We start from the raw sequence: 589 nt of genomic DNA on the forward strand, positions 1-589 counted from the left end.
TCGGGGGAGCTGGCGTCGAGCAGGCCTGCGGGTGCCTCGATCAGCATGCCATCATGGCCGTTGACAAACACAGGCAGACGAAATTGCCGGGTCAGCACCACCGTGCCCTGGGCGCGGTTATACAGCAACAGCGCGGCGCCATTTCCCCGGTCGTACGTCTCGCGGCTCAGCCGCTGCCAGACGTTGTCGCTGCGTAGATAGTCAAAGGTGGTCTTCTTCAACAGATACCAGTCGCTGGACAAGACCTGTTCATTGACGACGCGAATCCGTTCGGCCGTAGGGATCATGGGTTCTCCTTGAGTTAACTTAATTTATGTTATCATGCATTTTCGTGCAACTTCAAATATTTTCATGAAAGCTCGCGCCAATGGCATTGACGACTTCTGCTGTCATTTACGGTGACAAACCATGCTGACATCTCAACGCAAGCGTGAAATATTGGACACGCTGGCCCACGACGGCCACCTGATCGCAAAAGCGCTGAGCGAACGCTTTGCGGTGTCGGAAGACACGATTCGGCGTGACCTGCGCGAGCTCGCGGCCGAAGGGCTGTTGCAACGGGTGCATGGCGGCGCCCTGCCGTCCTCGC

The 589-nt window shown here is 57.2% G+C and carries 1 protein-coding gene and 1 pseudogene; one reads left to right on the forward strand and one right to left on the reverse strand.

What is annotated here, in order from left to right; translation table 11 throughout:
- Positions 1 to 287: pseudogene (locus tag ACP7BV_RS27695) on the reverse strand (GDP-mannose pyrophosphatase); the annotation flags it as partial.
- 121 nt (positions 288 to 408) lie between these two features.
- On the opposite strand from ACP7BV_RS27695, the gene ACP7BV_RS27700 reads away from it, so the two are divergent.
- Positions 409 to 589, forward strand: a 181-nt coding sequence (locus ACP7BV_RS27700; protein ID WP_426108129.1) for a DeoR family transcriptional regulator, incomplete at its 3' end; no start/stop codon positions are given.

It is taken from the genome of Massilia sp. TSP1-1-2, from assembly GCF_049896185.1.
In the GTDB taxonomy this organism is placed as follows: domain Bacteria; phylum Pseudomonadota; class Gammaproteobacteria; order Burkholderiales; family Burkholderiaceae_D; genus Telluria_A.